Annotated in this window: 15 protein-coding genes; 12 read left to right on the top strand and 3 right to left on the bottom strand. The window is 43.5% G+C overall.

The genetic code is table 11. From position 1 onward, the window contains the following. The first annotated feature begins 8 nt into the window (after positions 1–8). The 10 genes from NQ488_10290 (at position 9) to NQ488_10245 (ending at position 14,473) form a co-directional block, all read left to right on the top strand. Positions 9–863: a DegV family protein gene (locus NQ488_10290; GenBank protein UWN94962.1), complete on the top strand. Its 855-nt coding sequence runs from the start codon at positions 9–11 to the stop codon at positions 861–863. Between the two features lie 64 nt (positions 864–927). Next, positions 928–2,100 carry an aminotransferase class I/II-fold pyridoxal phosphate-dependent enzyme gene (locus NQ488_10285; protein UWN94961.1) on the top strand — a complete coding sequence of 391 codons (1,173 nt, stop codon included), beginning with the start codon at positions 928–930 and terminating at the stop codon, positions 2,098–2,100. Further along, on the top strand, positions 2,084–2,869 hold the full coding sequence (locus tag NQ488_10280) for a hypothetical protein (GenBank protein ID UWN94960.1): 786 nt from the start codon (positions 2,084–2,086) through the stop codon (positions 2,867–2,869). Before NQ488_10285 ends, NQ488_10280 begins: the two co-directional genes overlap by 17 nt. Further along, entirely contained in the window at positions 2,866–3,153 is a 288-nt protein-coding gene (locus tag NQ488_10275) for a hypothetical protein (protein ID UWN94959.1), read from the top strand. The genes NQ488_10280 and NQ488_10275 overlap by 4 nt, the downstream gene beginning before the upstream one ends. Positions 3,154–3,155: 2 nt before the next feature. Next, positions 3,156–5,558, top strand: coding sequence for an ATP-dependent DNA helicase (locus NQ488_10270; protein UWN94958.1), 2,403 nt, complete (start codon positions 3,156–3,158; stop codon positions 5,556–5,558). A 77-nt stretch (positions 5,559–5,635) separates the two neighbouring features. Then, positions 5,636–6,571, top strand: a complete 936-nt coding sequence (locus NQ488_10265) for a M14 family metallopeptidase (protein UWN94957.1) — start codon at positions 5,636–5,638, stop codon at positions 6,569–6,571. Positions 6,572–6,631: 60 nt separating this feature from the next. Next, positions 6,632–7,567 (top strand): M14 family metallopeptidase, encoded by a 936-nt coding sequence (locus NQ488_10260; GenBank protein UWN94956.1) that lies wholly within the window; start codon positions 6,632–6,634, stop codon positions 7,565–7,567. A gap of 109 nt (positions 7,568–7,676) precedes the next feature. After that, on the top strand, positions 7,677–11,462 hold the full coding sequence (locus tag NQ488_10255; protein UWN94955.1) for a phosphoribosylformylglycinamidine synthase: 3,786 nt from the start codon (positions 7,677–7,679) through the stop codon (positions 11,460–11,462). A 254-nt stretch (positions 11,463–11,716) separates the two neighbouring features. Beyond that, positions 11,717–14,164 (top strand): leucine--tRNA ligase, encoded by a 2,448-nt coding sequence (gene leuS, locus NQ488_10250; GenBank protein ID UWN94954.1) that lies wholly within the window; start codon positions 11,717–11,719, stop codon positions 14,162–14,164. 18 nt (positions 14,165–14,182) lie between these two features. Next, the gene (locus tag NQ488_10245) at positions 14,183–14,473 is read left to right on the top strand and encodes a DUF1294 domain-containing protein (GenBank protein ID UWN94953.1); all 291 of its coding nucleotides are present in this window, start codon (positions 14,183–14,185) and stop codon (positions 14,471–14,473) included. Here NQ488_10245 and NQ488_10240 read toward each other — a convergent pair. Further along, positions 14,453–14,698, bottom strand: a complete 246-nt coding sequence (locus tag NQ488_10240) for a hypothetical protein (protein ID UWN94952.1) — start codon at positions 14,696–14,698, stop codon at positions 14,453–14,455. The genes NQ488_10245 and NQ488_10240 overlap by 21 nt on opposite strands. A gap of 3 nt (positions 14,699–14,701) precedes the next feature. After that, entirely contained in the window at positions 14,702–15,277 is a 576-nt protein-coding gene (locus NQ488_10235) for a hypothetical protein (GenBank protein ID UWN94951.1), read from the bottom strand. Positions 15,278–15,385: 108 nt separating this feature from the next. Between NQ488_10235 and NQ488_10230 the strand changes: the two genes are divergently transcribed. Continuing rightward, positions 15,386–15,574, top strand: a complete 189-nt coding sequence (locus tag NQ488_10230) for a hypothetical protein (GenBank protein ID UWN94950.1) — start codon at positions 15,386–15,388, stop codon at positions 15,572–15,574. Positions 15,575–15,659: 85 nt separating this feature from the next. Here the strand turns inward: NQ488_10230 and NQ488_10225 are convergent, their stop codons facing one another. After that, positions 15,660–15,914, bottom strand: a complete 255-nt coding sequence (locus NQ488_10225) for a chorion class high-cysteine HCB protein 13 (GenBank protein UWN94949.1) — start codon at positions 15,912–15,914, stop codon at positions 15,660–15,662. Between the two features lie 162 nt (positions 15,915–16,076). On the opposite strand from NQ488_10225, the gene NQ488_10220 reads away from it, so the two are divergent. Beyond that, on the top strand, positions 16,077–17,135 hold the full coding sequence (locus tag NQ488_10220; GenBank protein UWN94948.1) for a bifunctional glycosyltransferase family 2/GtrA family protein: 1,059 nt from the start codon (positions 16,077–16,079) through the stop codon (positions 17,133–17,135). Positions 17,136–17,150: the final 15 nt, after the last annotated feature.

Here is a 17,150-nt window from a genome sequence, read left to right as displayed (position 1 = left end):
GGATTATTATGAATAAAAAGGTAAAGATTATCTCAGACAGCACTTGTGATCTTTCCAAGGAGCTTGTTCAGAGATACGATATAGACATCCTGCCGCTTCATATTCTTCTTGGAGATAAGGAATATGAGGACGGTGTGATTACGCCGGATGAGATATTTGCATGGTCAGATGACAATAAGACAACACCTAAGACATCAGCGCCTGCGATAACTGAAGCAGTGGAGCTGATGAGGCCGTATGTTGAAGAAGGAAGAGAGATTGTATGCTTTTCCATATCTGAGAGCATGTCTACATCAGGCAATGTTATGAGGCTTGCGGCAGGTGAACTTGATGCGGATGAGCTTGTGACGGTTATTGATTCGGCTAATCTTTCAACCGGAATAGGGCTTCTTGTGATAGAGGCTGCAATTATGGCTGATAAGGGCTGCAGTGCGTCAGAGATAAAGGCAAGGATGGAGGAACTTAAGCCATATGTGCGTGCAAGCTTTGTAGTGGATACTCTTACATATCTGTACAGAGGCGGCAGGTGCAGTGCGGTTGCGGCAATGGCAGGAAGTGTGCTTAAGCTTCACCCAAGGATAGTTGTGGAGAATGGTGCTATGGATGCGGCTAAAAAATACAGAGGAAAGCTGTCATCTGTGATAATGTCTTATACAAAGGATATGGAAGAACAGCTTAAAAATGCACGTCCTGACAGAGTATTCATAACACATTCGGGCTGTGACAGGCAGATTGTGGATAATGTACGCGAATACCTTGAATCATTGGGGATATTTGATGAGATATTAGAGACAAGAGCAGGCGGAGTTATATCAAGCCATTGCGGACCGGGAACGCTTGGTGTGCTTTTTATAGCCGGATAGTATAGCTGAAAATAGAAGTTTAAGATATAGCCCGACAAATAAGAGACAGAAAGCTGGAGAAGATATGAGAGAATTAAGTGAAAGAACATCTGAATTTACTGACTCAGTAATAAGAAGAATGACAAGGATTGCCAACAGGTACGGTGCGGTGAATCTTTCACAGGGATTTCCTGACTTTGACCCGCCGAAGGCTATGACGGACAGGCTTGCGCAGGTTGCGGCAGAAGGTCCTCATCAGTATGCACTTACATGGGGCGCGCAGAATTTCAGGGAAGCACTTGCTGATAAATATGAGCATTTTTCAGGGATAAAGGTCGACCCGGACAGCGAGATTGTTGTCACATGCGGAAGTACGGAAGCTATGATGGCATCTATGATGTCGGTGGTTAATCCGGGAGATAAGGTGGTAATATTCTCACCGTTTTATGAGAATTACGGGGCTGATACGATTCTGTCAGGAGCACAGCCGATATATGTACCGCTTGTTCCGCCGGCATTTGATTTTGACGCGGAGCTTCTTGAGGATGCATTCAGACAGGGTGCAAAGGCACTTATACTGTGTAATCCTTCCAATCCGTGCGGCAAGGTATTTACATATGACGAGCTTAAGATAATTGCAGATCTTGCGATAAAGTATGATGCATATGTCATCACGGATGAGGTGTATGAGCATATAGTATATGCACCCAATAAGCACATTTACATGGCATCGCTTCCGGGCATGAGGGAGAGGACGATAGTATGTAATTCCCTTTCAAAGACATACTCGATTACAGGCTGGAGACTTGGTTATGTTATTGCCAATCCACAGGTTATTGACCGTGTCAAAAAGGTTCATGATTTCCTTACTGTCGGAGCGGCAGCACCGCTTATGGAGGCTGCGGTTACGGGACTTAAGTTCGGTGATGATTATTATGAAGGGCTTGCCGCGCATTATACACATATGAAGGAGTTGTTCTGCGGCGGCCTTAAGAATCTCGGATTTACATTTACAGAGCCGCAGGGTGCGTACTATGTGCTTATGGATGTGTCGGAATTCGGCGTAAAGGATGATGTTAAGTTCTGCGAATGGATGACTGAGCATGTGGGAGTGGCAGCAGTTCCCGGCTCAAGCTTCTTCAGGGAGGATGTACATAACCTTATAAGATTCCATTTTGCAAAGAAGGACGAGACGCTTAATGCGGCACTTGATAATCTTGCAACACTGAGGGCAAAGGCTGATGGCTTCAAAGAGTGATGAGACGGTCAGCTACATTAAAAATGAAGAATTCACAGCCGCAAAGAATAAGGTGGTGGGTGTCATCCGTGAAAAAAGCGGAATAGGGACTCTTGGCGAGAAGACGGTGCATGCGATACTCAAGAATATGTACGAGCCTGATGATAATTATCAGGAGGTTGCCATAGAAGGCTACGTTGCAGACATCTGCAATAATGACGGAATAATAGAGATACAGACAGCCAATTTTAATAAGCTGCGGCAGAAGCTTGCAGTGTTTCTTAATCTTTATCCGGTTACAGTGGTATATCCGATTCCTTATACCAAATGGCTTTCGTGGATAGACCCGCAGACGGGAGAGACAGGGAAACGGCGCAAAGCACCTAAGAAATGGAATGCATATTACGCATTTTATGAGCTGTACAAGATAAAGGATTTTCTTAAGAATCCCAATCTTAAACTTCGTATCGTGCTGATGGATATTGAGGAGTACAGGCTCCTTAACGGATGGAACGAGACGAGAAAGCGCGGCTCAACAAGATACGACAGAATCCCACTCGGAATAAGGGAGGAGACTGTCATTGAACAGCCTGAGGATTATCTGCAGTTTGTGCCTTATGAACTGGATTCGCTTGAAGGCGGCTTTGATTCGGCTGCATTTGCAAAGGCGGCGCATATTGATGTGAAGACGGCAAGGCAGGTGCTCAATATACTCTATTATGTCGGAGCGGTAAGAAGGACAGGTAAAAAAGGCAATTCGTATATTTATGAAGGAGTGTCGGACTGGTGAAAAGAATAGAGGATAAGGATATCCTTCCATATAATTTTTTTGCTTACAAAGGGATATACACAGGTGCGCTTGGCAATATGCGCTACAGGATATGGCGTACGGGAGAAAAGCCGGATTTCATACTTGTGGCATGTGCATGGGCGGGGCCTATGGCGTATGCATATATTCCGGATGAGGATAAGACAACGGCTGAGTTTGAGGCTTCGGAAGAAGGCAGGCTTGCTGCGATAGAGTGGCTTAATGAAGAATATGAAAAAGGCAGTTGGGAGCCGAAGGAACATTAAGTATGTATGTCATTAAAGATGGTGCAATCAGGATATCGGTAAGAAATCTTGTTGAATTCGTGTATAACAGCGGAGATATTGATAACAGGACAGGCTCCTCGCAGGATGTTGCAAGAATGCAGGAGGGCGCCAGAATACACCGGGCGATACAGAAGAAGTCCGGTGCGGATTATGCTGCCGAGGTTCCTTTTAAGATAAATATACCGGTGCATGATTCGTATATAATAGCTCTTGAAGGCAGGGCTGACGGCGTTATATCATCAGGCGATGAAGAGAATCCCGATGTGTGCATCGATGAGATTAAGACTGTGACCGGCGATGTAGGCAGGGTTAAGGAGCCGGTATATGTGCATAAGGCGCAGGCCATGTGCTACGCGTATATCTGTGCATGCGAGATGGAGCTTGAACGTATCCGCGTAAGAATGACATACTGCAGCATTGATGATGAAGCGGTTAAATATTTTTATGAGGATTTTTCATTTGATGAGATTGAAAAATGGTTCGACGGGCTTATAGAAGAATTCTCAAAATGGACGGATTTTGTATTTGAGGAGAGGGATAAGCGCAATGCTTCGATAAAGGGGCTTAAGTTTCCGTTTCCATACAGACCGGGACAGAAGGAGCTTGCGGCAAGCGTGTACAGGGCATGTGCGTCAGGCAGCAATCTTTATATAGAAGCTCCGACCGGAACAGGCAAGACGATATCCACGATATATCCGGCTGTTATGGCGGTCGGTGAAGGGCATGGGGACAAGATATTTTATCTTACGGCTAAGACGATAACAAGAACCGTTGCTGAACAGACATACGGAATACTGCGTGAGGGCGGGCTTCATTACAGGACTGTCACGCTTACTGCAAGGGATAAGGTGTGCATACTTGAGGAGCGCAACTGCAATCCTGATGCGTGTCCGTATGCAAAGGGACATTTTGACCGTGTAAATGATGCTGTTTATGATGTCATTACGCATGAGACGGCCATAACGCGTGACATTATCGTAAAATACGCTGCATTGCACAATGTATGCCCGTTTGAGCTGTCTCTTGATATATCGCTGTGGTGTGACGGAATTATATGTGATTACAACTATGTATTTGATCCTAATGTAAGACTGAAGCGTTTCTTTGCGGACGGAATGAGCGGCGGATATATATTTCTTGTGGATGAGGCACACAACCTTGTTGACAGGGGAAGAAGCATGTACAGTGCTGCGGTTGTGAAAGAGGATTTCCTTGAGGCACGCAAATATGTAAAAGGAATCGATAAAGGGCTTGCCTCGGCCCTCGATAAATGCAACAAAGACATGCTTGAATTTAAAAGGGAATGCGGGGATTACAATGTAATCAGCAGCGTGTCGGCATTTGCAATGCATCTTGAACGGGCATATTCGATGCTGCAGAAGTTCCTCGATAAAAACAGGCAGAATCCGCATATTGATTACAGGGAACGCCTGATGGAGATATTTCTTTCAATCAGGCATTTTCTTAATATGCATGATCTGCTGACCGATAAATATGTGATATATACGGAGCATGATTCACAGGGGCAGTTCTTTGTCAGGCTGTTCTGCGTTGACCCTTCGGATAATCTTAATTCATGTATAGAGCAGGGAATATGCGCCGTGCTGTTCTCGGCAACGCTTCTTCCGGTCAGATATTTCAAGGAAATGCTTACCGGCAAGGCTGACGATATGGCGGTATACGCAAAATCTTCATTTGATACCGATATGCGCCGTATAATTGTTGGACGTGATGTGAGCAGCAGATATTCAAGACGAGGTGATGCTGAGTACAGAAAAATTGCGGAATATATATTTGCAGTTACAGACGCGAAACGCGGTAATTATATGGTGTTCTTTCCATCATACGGCTTTATGCAGTCGGTACTTAAGGTTATATATGATATGACTGACGAGGGCTGCTTCCCTGATGAATTTGAACAAAGCATAATGTGTCAGGATTCATCAATGAACGAGGAGGGACGCGAGAACTTCCTGAAGGCATTTGACAACGGAGCCGGTGATGCCGTGACAGGCTTCTGTGTTATGGGCGGCATATTCTCGGAGGGAATAAACCTGAAGAACGAGCAGCTTATAGGCGCAGTAATAGTCGGCGCGGGACTTCCGATGGTATGTACAGAGCAGAAGCTCTTGCAGGAGTATTTTGACGATTCCGGCAAAAACGGTTTCGACTATGCATATGTATATCCCGGCATGAATAAGGTCATGCAGGCAGCGGGACGCGTCATCCGCACAGAAGAAGACAGAGGAGTCATAGCCCTGCTCGACGAACGCTTCCTGTACAGAGAATACCGTGACATATTCCCAAGAGAATGGAATAATTACATTGCTGTCCGCAAAGAGCAGGCAGCGCAGACACTTCGTGAATTCTGGGAGAGCGTATGAGTTTCCCCACAATAGCCCATTGCATTAAGTCATATACAATGATAAGATATAATTATCTGTGTATTAATGAGGTAGATATGATTAATGAAGTTGTTTCGGTTAAGATGCCGGTAAAAGAAAAAATCAGAATACTTAAGAATCATTTTGAACCGGAGAATGCTACCGGGAGAGAAGCGAGGCTTTCACTTGTTACAGGCATTCATGGTGATGAACTTGACGGACAGTATGTGTGTTATGAAGTAATAAGACAGATTAAGGCACATCCTGAACTGCTTACTGGAACGGTTGACGTGTATCCGTGCATTAACCCTCTCGGAATGGACATGGGAGCGAGAGGAATTCCGATGTTTGACCTTGATATGAACAGGGTATTTCCGGGAGATAATAATGGTGCAATGGCTGAATATGTTGCGGCAGAGGTTGTCAATGACATAATAGGAAGTGATCTGTGCATTGATGTACATTCAAGTAACGTATATATAAAAGAGGCACCGCAGGTACGACTTAATGAAGACTGTGCGGACAAGCTTCTTCCGTATGCCAAGATTATGAATGCGGATTTTGTATGGGTATATTCATCAATTACGGTACGTGAGGCAACACTTGCATACAGCCTTAACAAGCTTGGTGTTCCGACACTTGTAACAGAGATGGGAGTCGGATTAAGAATAAATAATGCATATTGCAGACAACTCATAGACGGAATATTTAATATAATGATAGAGCTCGGAATATGGCAGGGAGAAAGACCGGCGGTTAAGGAGCCTATAATGTCAACAGAAGGACAGGTGGATTTTATACATGCTGAGCATGCCGGACTCTTTGTATCAGCTCTCGGTGAGCAGATGGGACACATTAAAAAAGGAGAACGGATAGGTGATATAATAAGTCCTGTTGATGGAGAGATTCTTCAGGAGATAATATCGCCGGCTGACGGAATTGTATTTTCGTTAAGAGAGAATCCGGTCATTTACAAAGGAACACTTCTTGCACGTGTATATGCAGTGCGTTAGGCATATGCATATCTGTATGGGAGAAAGTTAAGATGAAGAGCAGAGGCGTTTGGGATTATTATGCATAAAGAAGTTTTGTTTTCGGTAGAGGGACTTTACCGTGAAGATAATGAGATAACAGGATACAGATTCGGGCATGGAGAGAAGGCTGCATGTATAATAGGGGCAATGAGAGGCAATGAGCTTCAGCAGCTTTATATATGCTCGCAGCTTATCAGGACACTTAAGACGCTTGAGGAGCATGGTGCCATATCACATAATAAGGAGATACTTGTTGTTCCTACAGTTAATATGTACGGAATTAATGTTGAAAAGCGTTTCTGGCCGATTGATAATGTTGATATCAACAGATGCTTTCCGGGTGGCATGAACGCGGATTCTCCAAAGAGGATAGCAAAGGCATTATTTGACAGTGTACAGGGGTACAGCTACGGCATACAGTTTGCATCATTTTATATGCCGGGAGATTTTATCCCCCATGTAAGAATGATGGAGACAGGCTTTCAGAGTCCAAGTCTTGCCAATCTGTTTGGATTACAGTATGTTGTAACGCGTAAGCCGAAGCCGATGGACACAGTCACACTCAATTACAGCTGGCAGATGAATGGCACGAATGCATTTTCGATATATACCAATGCAACGGACACAGTTGATGAAAAGTCAGCAAGACAGGCTGTGTCAGCTGTGCTTCGATTCCTTACAAGAATGGGAATTGTCAAATATAACAATCACAGCGGTTATATAGCAAGCGTGATAGAGGAGCATGAGCTTATGCCTGTCAAGTCTGATACGGCAGGTTTTTATAAAAGGCTCAAGGAACCGGGGGATCCGGTGTATCACGGAGATGTGATTGCACAGGTAACGGATCCGTACGAGGGAGAGGTAATCAGAGAGATAACGTCGCCTACGGACGGAATTATATTCTTTGCACATACGGCACCGATGGTAATGGAGAATGCAGTCATATACAAAATTATCAGAAGGATGCACGAATAATTGTTAAAAGAATTAAGCATTTTCATAATATAAAAATTATTTGCGGCTTGAGAAATAGCCGCAATAATGATAAAATTAAAGCTTATTAAAGAACTATGGAGGTCTACCGATGAGTAGCGTAAGAAGAGTTTATGTTGAAAAGAAGGCACCATATGCCGTCAAAGCCAAGGAACTCGCTGATGAGATAAGGGGTTATCTTGGAGTTGAAACTGTAACAGACGTAAGAGTACTGATTCGTTATGATATTGAGAATCTGTCAGATGATACTTACAATAAGGCACTTACAACTGTATTTTCAGAGCCGCCTGTAGATAATGTATATGAGATGACATTTGAGTCGGGCGCAGATGATTTTATCTATTCCGTAGAGTTCCTTCCGGGACAGTTTGACCAGAGAGCGGATTCGGCAGAACAGTGTGTTAAGTTCTTTAATGCGGAAGAAAAGCCTGTAATCAAGTCTGCTACAACATATGTAATCAGTGGTAAGCTTACAGATGAGCAGAAGGAACAGATTATGGGACTCTGTATCAACCCTGTAGATTCACGTAAGGCAGATGAGGCAGTCCCTGAGACTCTTATCACTAAGTTTGCAGTACCGGCAGATGTCAAGGTGTTTGACGGATTCAAGGATATGCCTGAGGGTGAGCTTAAGAAGCTTTATGATTCACTCGGACTTGCAATGACATTCAAGGATTTCCTTCATATACAGAATTATTTTCATGATGAGGAACACAGAGATCCTACTATGACGGAGATTCGTGTATTGGATACATACTGGTCAGATCACTGCCGTCATACAACATTTTCAACAGAACTCACAGACGTTACTTTTAAGGACGGCTATTACAGAAAGCCTATGGAGGCTACATATAATCAGTATCTTGCTGACCGTGCACAGATTTTCAAGGGACGTAAGGATAAGTTCGTATGTCTTATGGATCTTGCACTTATGGCAATGCGTAAGCTTAAGGCAGAGGGTAAGCTCGCAGATCAGGAGGAATCAGACGAGATTAATGCATGCAGTATCGTGGTACCTGTAGAGGTTGACGGTAAGACAGAGGAATGGCTTGTTAATTTCAAGAATGAGACACATAACCATCCTACTGAGATTGAGCCGTTCGGTGGTGCTGCAACATGCCTTGGCGGTGCAATCCGTGACCCATTGTCGGGACGTACATATGTATATCAGGCTATGCGTGTTACAGGTGCCGCTGATCCTACGGTTCCTATGTCAGAGACGCTTCACGGCAAGCTCCCACAGAAGAAGCTTGTTACAGGCGCTGCTAACGGCTACAGCTCATATGGTAACCAGATTGGACTTGCGACAGGCTATGTTAAGGAGATTTATCATCCGGATTATGTTGCAAAGAGAATGGAAATCGGTGCTGTTATGGGTGCTGCTCCAAGACGTGCAGTCATCCGTGAGACATCAGATCCGGGCGATATCATAATCCTTCTCGGCGGACGTACCGGACGTGACGGCTGCGGCGGTGCTACAGGTTCATCCAAGGTACACACAGAGAAGTCTATTGAGACATGCGGTGCTGAGGTTCAGAAGGGTAATGCACCTACAGAGCGTAAGATTCAGAGACTTTTCAGAAGAGAAGAGGTAAGCTGCCTTATAAAGAAATGTAATGACTTCGGTGCAGGCGGTGTATCGGTTGCAATCGGTGAGCTTGCAGACGGTCTTAAGGTTGACCTTGATAAGGTTCCTAAGAAGTATGAAGGTCTTGACGGAACTGAGCTTGCTATCTCTGAGTCACAGGAGAGAATGGCAGTTGTAGTTGCACCTAAGGATGTTAAGAAGTTCCTTGAATATGCTGCGGAAGAGAACCTTGAAGCAGTTGAGGTTGCTGTAGTAACTGAATCACCAAGACTTGTTCTTAGCTGGAGAGGCAAGGACATCGTTAATATTTCAAGAGCATTTCTTGATACAAACGGAGCACATCAGGAGACTAAGGTACTCGTTGATATCCCTGAGAAGAAGGGTGATGAGGTGCTTGATGATAAGAGCTTTACTGAGTGTGAAGAGAAGAATATAGAGGCAGATGTTAAGGCTAAGTGGCTTAAGACACTTAATGATCTTAATGTATGTTCACAGAAGGGACTTGTAGAACGATTCGATTCATCAATCGGTGCAGGTTCAGTATATATGCCATATGGCGGTAAGTACCAGCTCACTGAGGTACAGACAATGGTAGCGAAGCTTCCTGTACTTAAGGGAACATGTGATACAGTAACTATGATGAGCTACGGATTCGATCCATATCTCTCATCATGGAGCCCATACCACGGTGCAATCTATGCGGTTATCGAATCAGTTGCCAAGATTGTTGCCGCAGGCGGTGATTTTAATAAGATTCGTTTTACATATCAGGAATATTTCAGAAGAATGACAGAAGATCCTTCACGCTGGAGCCAGCCATTTGCCGCACTTCTCGGTGCTTATAATGCGCAGCTCGGCTTTGGACTTCCATCTATCGGTGGTAAGGATTCAATGTCAGGAACATTCAATGAGATAGATGTTCCGCCTACACTCGTTTCATTTGCCGTAGATGTTGCAAAGGAGGCAGATATAATTACTCCTGAGCTTAAGGCAGCAGGCAATAAGCTTGTTATGTTCAGAATTGCCAGGGATGAGTATGACCTTCCTGATTATGATCAGATTAAGAAGCTCTATAATGCAGTCCATGACATGATTCAGAATAAGACAATCGTGTCAGCTTATGTTCCGGACAGAACAGGTATTGTTGCAGCAGTCAGCAAGATGGCATTCGGTAATAAGCTCGGAGTTGCATTTAACAGTGAGCTTAAGGCTGCACAGTTATTCTCACCTGAGTTTGGATGCATTATAGCTGAGGTTCCTGCTGATAAGCTTGGCAGTGTAACAGAGAGCTATACACTTGTGGGTGAAGTTAATGATTCAGCAGCATTTACATACGGTAATGTAACTGTAACTATGGATGAAGCCCTTAAGGCATGGACAGAGAAGCTTGATAAAGTATTCCCTGCCAAGGCAGCAAAGAGTGATTCAGCAGTCGTAGAGACAAAGCTTTACGATACAAAGGATATCCATATCTGCAAGAATAAGGTAGCAAAGCCTACAGTATTTATTCCGGTATTTCCGGGTACTAACTGCGAATATGACAGCACTAAGGCATTCGAGAGAGCCGGTGCCAATGTTATCGTAAAGGTATTCAGGAATCTTGATGCACAGGGAATCAGAGATTCTGTTGATGAGTTCACAAAGGCAATTGACCAGTCACAGATTATTATGTTCCCGGGAGGATTCTCAGCCGGTGATGAGCCTGATGGTTCAGCCAAGTTCTTTGCAACTGCATTCCGTAATGCAAAGATGAAGGAAGCTGTACAGAAGCTGCTTGATGAGAGAGACGGACTTGCACTTGGTATCTGTAACGGATTCCAGGCGCTGATTAAGCTTGGTCTTGTGCCTGAAGGTAAGATTGTCGGACAGAATGCCGATTCTCCTACACTTACGTTCAACACAATCAACCGCCATATATCAAGAATGGTATATACAAAGGTTGTTACCAACAAGTCACCTTGGCTTGCCGGTGCAGAACTTGGCGGAGTTTATGTAACTCCTGCATCACACGGGGAAGGACGCTTTGTTGCTCCTAAGGAATGGATTGACAAGCTCTTTGCCAACGGACAGGTTGCTACACAGTACTGTGATCCTGAAGGCAATGTTACTATGGACAGCGAGTGGAATGTCAACGGCTCATACATGGCTATCGAGGGTATTACAAGTCCTGACGGACGCTGCCTTGGTAAGATGGCGCATGTTGAGAGACGCGGCAGAAGCGTTGCAATCAATATCTATGGTGAGCAGGATCTTAAGATATTTGAGTCAGGTGTTAAGTATTTCCAGTAGGATTATTCTAAGCAGCAGTGACTGATTTTAGATACAATTAGATATTAATAATTACTGACCTTGCAGAGAAGAGCAATCCAATCTGCAAGGTTTTTTTGTGAAAGTATAAATGCTGGAATAAACTTTCACTTCTGTTTTTTCTTGACTTCTCAAAGTCATATGATAAAATGTTTTTATGTGTTTTATGGTATTCGGGTGTATTGCGCCCAAATGCGATTTTTCGCTGGAAATAGCCAGAATATAGGAGGAGTGTTATGGCAGAAGTACGTTATAACCATAAGGAAGTAGAGAAAAAGTGGCGCGGTAACTGGCAGGCAAAGCCGATTAACGTGAACGATGGCAAGAAGCCAAAGTATTATTGTCTTGATATGTTCCCATATCCGTCAGGAAGTGGTCTTCATGTAGGACATTGGAGAGGATATGTTATCAGTGATGTATGGAGCCGTTACAAGATGCTCCACGGATATTATGTAATTCATCCGATGGGCTGGGATGCATTCGGTCTTCCGGCAGAGAACTACGCTATTAAGACAGGAGTTCACCCTAAGATATCTACAGCAAGCAATGTTGCTAATATAAAGAGACAGATTAAGGAAATCTCAGCAGTATATGACTGGGATATGGAAGTTAACACAACAGACCCTGAGTTCTATAAGTGGACACAGTGGATATTCGTTAAGATGTTCAAGGCTGGTCTTGCTTATGAGAAGGAGATGCCTATTAACTGGTGTCCATCATGTAAGACAGGTCTTGCTAACGAGGAAGTTGTAAACGGATGCTGTGAGAGATGTCATTCGGTTGTTACCAAGAAGAATCTTAAGCAGTGGATGCTTAAGATTACAGCTTATGCAGACAGACTTCTTGATGACCTCGACAAGCTTGACTGGCCTGAGAAGGTTAAGAAGATGCAGACAGACTGGATCGGACGTTCATACGGTGCAGAGGTTGATTTCAAGGTTGAAGGAACAGATGACAGCATAACTGTATATACAACACGTCCTGATACACTCTATGGTGCAACATTCATGGTGCTTGCTCCTGAGCATAAGATGGCTAAGCAGCTTGCTACGGATGAGACACGCAAGGCTGTTGACGATTACATTTACAGAGCATCAACACGTTCTAATATCGACAGAATGCAGGATAAGGAAAAGACAGGTGTGTTCACGGGAAGCTATGCTATTAATCCTCTGAACGGAGCTAAGGTTCCAATCTGGCTTTCAGATTATGTACTTGCTGATTACGGTACAGGCGCAATTATGTGTGTACCTGCACATGATGACAGAGACTTTGAATTTGCCAAGAAGTTCGACCTTCCAATCATCCAGGTAATTGCCAAGGATGGTAAGGAAATCGAGAACATGACAGAAGCATATACAGAAGCTGCCGGAACAATGATTAATTCAGGCGACTGGAACGGCATGGAATCTTCAGTACTTAAGAAGGAAGCTCCTGCTATGATAGAGAAGATGGGCTTCGGAAGAAAGACTACGAACTACAAGCTTCGTGACTGGGTATTCTCAAGACAGAGATACTGGGGTGAGCCGATTCCTATAGTACACTGCCCTGACTGTGGCTGTGTTCCTGTACCTGAGGATCAGCTTCCGCTTCTTCTTCCTGAGGTTGAGAAGTATGAGCCTACAGGAACAGGTGAGTCACCACTTGCTGCAATTGATGAATGGGTTAATACAACATGTCCATGCTGTGGCAAGCCTGCTAAGAGAGAGACTAATACAATGCCTCAGTGGGCAGGTTCTTCATGGTATTTCTTAAGATATGTTGACAATAAGAATGATAAGGAGCTTGTAAGCCGTGAGAAGGCTGATAAGTATCTTCCTGTAGATATGTATATCGGTGGTGTAGAGCATGCAGTTCTTCATCTTCTGTATTCAAGATTCTACACAAAGTTCCTTCATGACATCGGAGTTATTGACTTTGACGAGCCATTCAAGAAGCTCTTTAATCAGGGTATGATCTGCAAGAAGCCTGATGATATTGAGAAGTATGGTACTAAGGCTATGAAGATGAGTAAGTCAATGGGCAATGTTGTATCGCCTGATACACTTGTTAATGACTACGGCTGTGATTCACTGAGAATGTATGAGCTCTTTGTAGGACCACCTGAGACAGATGCAGAGTGGGATGACAGAGGTATTGACGGTGTCCGCAGATTCATCACACGTTTCTGGAATCTTGTACATGAGAATGCCGGCAAGAATGTTCCTGAGACAGATGAGTGTACAAAGCTTCAGCATAAGATGGTTCATGATATTACTGAGCGTCTTGAAAGCTTCAGTCTTAATACTGTAATAAGCGGTTTCATGGAATACAACAATAAGTTCATTGAGCTTGCAAAGAAGCAGGGCGGAATAGATAAGAAGACTCTTGAGATAATGGTAACACTTCTTGCTCCGTTTGCACCTCACGTAGCTGAGGAACTCTGGGAGGTACTCGGACATGATACAAGCGTATTCGAGAACAACAGATGGCCGGAGTATGATGAAGATGCAATGAAGGATAATGAGGTTGAGATTGCTGTACAGCTTAACGGCAAGACAAAGACTGTAATTACAATCGCAGCAGACGCAGCTAAGGATGATGTGCTTGCAGCAGGCAAGGCAGCGCTTGGTGATAAGCTTACAGGCTCAATTATCAAGGAAATCTATGTTCCGGGCAAGATTGTCAACATCGTTGCAAAGTAAGCCGAAGGCATATACACCATGACATTCGGACAGATATTGATAATAATTGCCATTATCTGGCTTATACTGATTAATCTTATAGCATTTGCAGCGTATGGAATGGATAAGAGGAAAGCAGTTAAGGGACAGTGGCGTATACCGGAAGCAACGCTTATCGGGCTTGCCCTTGCGGGCGGCCCGGTAGGTGCTTATGCCGGTATGAAAGTATTTCACCATAAGACAAAGCACGCAAAGTTTACAATAGGCGTGCCGGTAATAATGGCTGCATGGATAGCAGCTGTCATATTTCTACTGATTCATAATGTTTAACATCATATTGATTTGCTGGCGTTGTGCAGGCGTTGCCTCCGACATCAGCGAATCAATTATTATTTTCATTTCTTCGTTCGAGAATTTTAATCCAAGTGATTTTGACTTTTTTGAGACTGCAAGAAGGAGCGGCAGCATTTCATTACTGCTTTTGCCTTCAGCCATTTTTTTAAATTCATTGATTAATGCCATTTTTTTAGGGTCAATGTTTGGAATATTTTCCATTATCTAGTCCTCCGCCTGTTCAGATTTTGCGATGATATCATCAAGCTGTTCGAGATACTCATTATAGAGACTGCGCTGGCTGTCATCCATTAAGCTCTCTGTATCATTCATCATATTCATTATATTCTTCATTTGTGGATTCTGTTCCATATTGTCCATATTCCCAATATTGTCAATGTTGTCCTTAGGGGTATTGAAGGATTCGTTAGTGTCCTGTGATGCAGCATCATTCATGACATTACCGGAAGACTGTTCCAGATCATTGTACATTTTCATAATATCAGAGAATTGTGACATCTGACGGATTGTATTTATGCCTGAAGCAATATCGGGTGGACCGTACTTACATAAAGCATCCATCATATCATTGCTTCCGCACGAGGCTTTGTTGAGAAATATGCACTGGCTGCTGCTGTAGCAGCGTATGGTATCCTGAAGTTCTTTGATTCTTATCATTATGGCCATATTTTTTTGAAGAGGAAAGTCAATGTACGGAATAATTGCTTTCATCATCTGTGTGGTATCGTCTGTGGTTATAATATCAAACTCAGTCATTGGCATGGTTGTCTGACATCCCATACATGCTCCATATCTGTCTGCTTGTATCATTTATATTCGATATATTACATTCATAGAACAGTGAACATATAATAATATTGACAGTATTTGTGGAAAGAGGTATGGCAGTTGAATGAGAATTACATTATTGAAGGCAATGCGGTTTATGAGATAGATGCGCAGTGCCGGCAGGAGAAATATGGAGACGTGATTGAAAATGAAGTGAAGCTTTCTATGGTACACGGAACCGGGGAAGATAACGCCAAAGACTGCAATACAAAAGCTGCTGATGAAAAAGTCAGTGTATTTTTTGAATAAATAAACAAAAAATGCACCGGACCGATGCCGGTGCATTTCTTCAAAGATGCTTATGCAGTTGTGGTGCAGCTGTAATTTTACAAAATTAGCAGCCGCAGCCACCGCAGCAGAGGAGAATGAGGATGAGCCAGATGCATGAATTGTCACCGCAGCCGCCATTTCTTCCACAGCCGTCATCGCAGCCACATCCGCCGCAGTTACCGAAGAGACCATTGTTGCCACATCCGCAGAAGCAGAGAATGAGGATGAGCCACAGACATGAATTGTTACCGAATCCTCCACAGTTACTGCCACATCCGCAGCTGTTGCATCCACAGTTTGTTGCTGCTAAATCACTCATGTTAAATCCTCCCAGGGAGATTATTATGTTTACAATACATTAATATGGCAGGCGGCTTGTCAGTGTTACAACTTTCTTGCAAAAAAGTATAAGATGTTATAAAATAATAGAGTATGTGCAGCAGCATAAAACATAGCATCAACATTGCAGAAATGAGGCAATATGAAGAATATATCAGTCATAATTCCATCACTTAATCCGGATGAGAAGCTTGTCAGGGTGGTGGATTCGTTAATCCGGCATGGATTTGAAGATATCATTCTCGTGAATGACGGAAGTGACAGCGGGCATATGGAACCTTTTAACAGGGTCAGGGAATATCCGCAGTGCACTATGCTTAACCATGAGGTTAACAAAGGCAAGGGACGTGCACTTAAGACAGCATTTGAATATTGTCTGGCGAACAGACCGGACATAGATGGTGTTGTGACTGTTGATGGTGACGGACAGCATCAGGCATCAGATATAATGAAGTGTGTTAATGCCATGCTGGAATCTAAGGATAAGGTTATACTTGGTTCAAGAGATTTTTCCGGAGATAATGTACCATTTAAGAGCAGATTTGGCAATAATATAACAAGCTTTGTATTCAGGACGGCATGTGGAATCAATATACATGATACACAGACAGGACTTAGGGCAATACCTGCTGAGTATCTTAAGACATTTGCAGGAATAAGCGGTGAGAGGTTTGAATATGAGACCAATATGCTGCTTGAGATGGGAAGACTTGGAATAGGGTACAGTGAAGTTACTATAGAGACTGTGTACATAGAAGAGAATGCCTCAACGCATTTTCACCCTTTCAGGGATTCATTCAAGATATATGGCGTGATACTTAAGTTTATGGCCAGCTCACTTGCATCATCGGGAATCGACCTTGGAGCGTTTGCAATAATCAGATGGCTGTGTGTTAAGGTCATGGAGACTAAGACGGCTGTATTTACGGCAACTGTGACTGCCAGAATTATATCATCACTGTTTAATTATACGATGAACAGAAAAGCAGTTTTCAAGGATGACGGCAACGTTGGAAAGTCACTCGTAAGATACTATATACTCTGTGTTGTACAGATGCTGGTTTCGTACTACCTTGTGTGGATGGTAACAGATGTGCTTTCATTGGGCGGCGTGCTTACTGTGGTGTCCAAAGCAGTTATAGACACAATATTATTTTTAATAAGTTTTCAGATACAGAGAAGATGGGTATTCAGAAAATAGAAAGAGAGAAATGTA

Source organism: [Bacteroides] pectinophilus (genome assembly GCA_025146925.1).
In the GTDB taxonomy this organism is placed as follows: Bacteria; Bacillota; Clostridia; order Lachnospirales; family Lachnospiraceae; genus Bacteroides_F; species Bacteroides_F pectinophilus.
This window is presented reverse-complemented; position numbering and strand designations above follow the sequence as displayed.

Excerpts from the sequence above, each read along its gene's own strand:
- NQ488_10290 (UWN94962.1), top strand. The coding sequence starts at position 9 with ATGAATAAAAAGGTAAAGATTATCTCAGACAGCACTTGTGATCTTTCC.
- NQ488_10285 (UWN94961.1), top strand. The coding sequence starts at position 928 with ATGAGAGAATTAAGTGAAAGAACATCTGAATTTACTGACTCAGTAATA.
- NQ488_10280 (UWN94960.1), top strand. The coding sequence starts at position 2,084 with ATGGCTTCAAAGAGTGATGAGACGGTCAGCTACATTAAAAATGAAGAA.
- NQ488_10270 (UWN94958.1), top strand. The coding sequence starts at position 3,156 with ATGTATGTCATTAAAGATGGTGCAATCAGGATATCGGTAAGAAATCTT.
- NQ488_10265 (UWN94957.1), top strand. The coding sequence starts at position 5,636 with ATGATTAATGAAGTTGTTTCGGTTAAGATGCCGGTAAAAGAAAAAATC.
- NQ488_10260 (UWN94956.1), top strand. The coding sequence starts at position 6,632 with ATGCATAAAGAAGTTTTGTTTTCGGTAGAGGGACTTTACCGTGAAGAT.
- NQ488_10255 (UWN94955.1), top strand. The coding sequence starts at position 7,677 with ATGAGTAGCGTAAGAAGAGTTTATGTTGAAAAGAAGGCACCATATGCC.
- leuS (UWN94954.1), top strand. The coding sequence starts at position 11,717 with ATGGCAGAAGTACGTTATAACCATAAGGAAGTAGAGAAAAAGTGGCGC.
- NQ488_10245 (UWN94953.1), top strand. The coding sequence starts at position 14,183 with ATGACATTCGGACAGATATTGATAATAATTGCCATTATCTGGCTTATA.
- NQ488_10240 (UWN94952.1), bottom strand. The coding sequence starts at position 14,698 with ATGGAAAATATTCCAAACATTGACCCTAAAAAAATGGCATTAATCAAT.
- NQ488_10235 (UWN94951.1), bottom strand. The coding sequence starts at position 15,277 with ATGGGATGTCAGACAACCATGCCAATGACTGAGTTTGATATTATAACC.
- NQ488_10225 (UWN94949.1), bottom strand. The coding sequence starts at position 15,914 with ATGAGTGATTTAGCAGCAACAAACTGTGGATGCAACAGCTGCGGATGT.
- NQ488_10220 (UWN94948.1), top strand. The coding sequence starts at position 16,077 with ATGAAGAATATATCAGTCATAATTCCATCACTTAATCCGGATGAGAAG.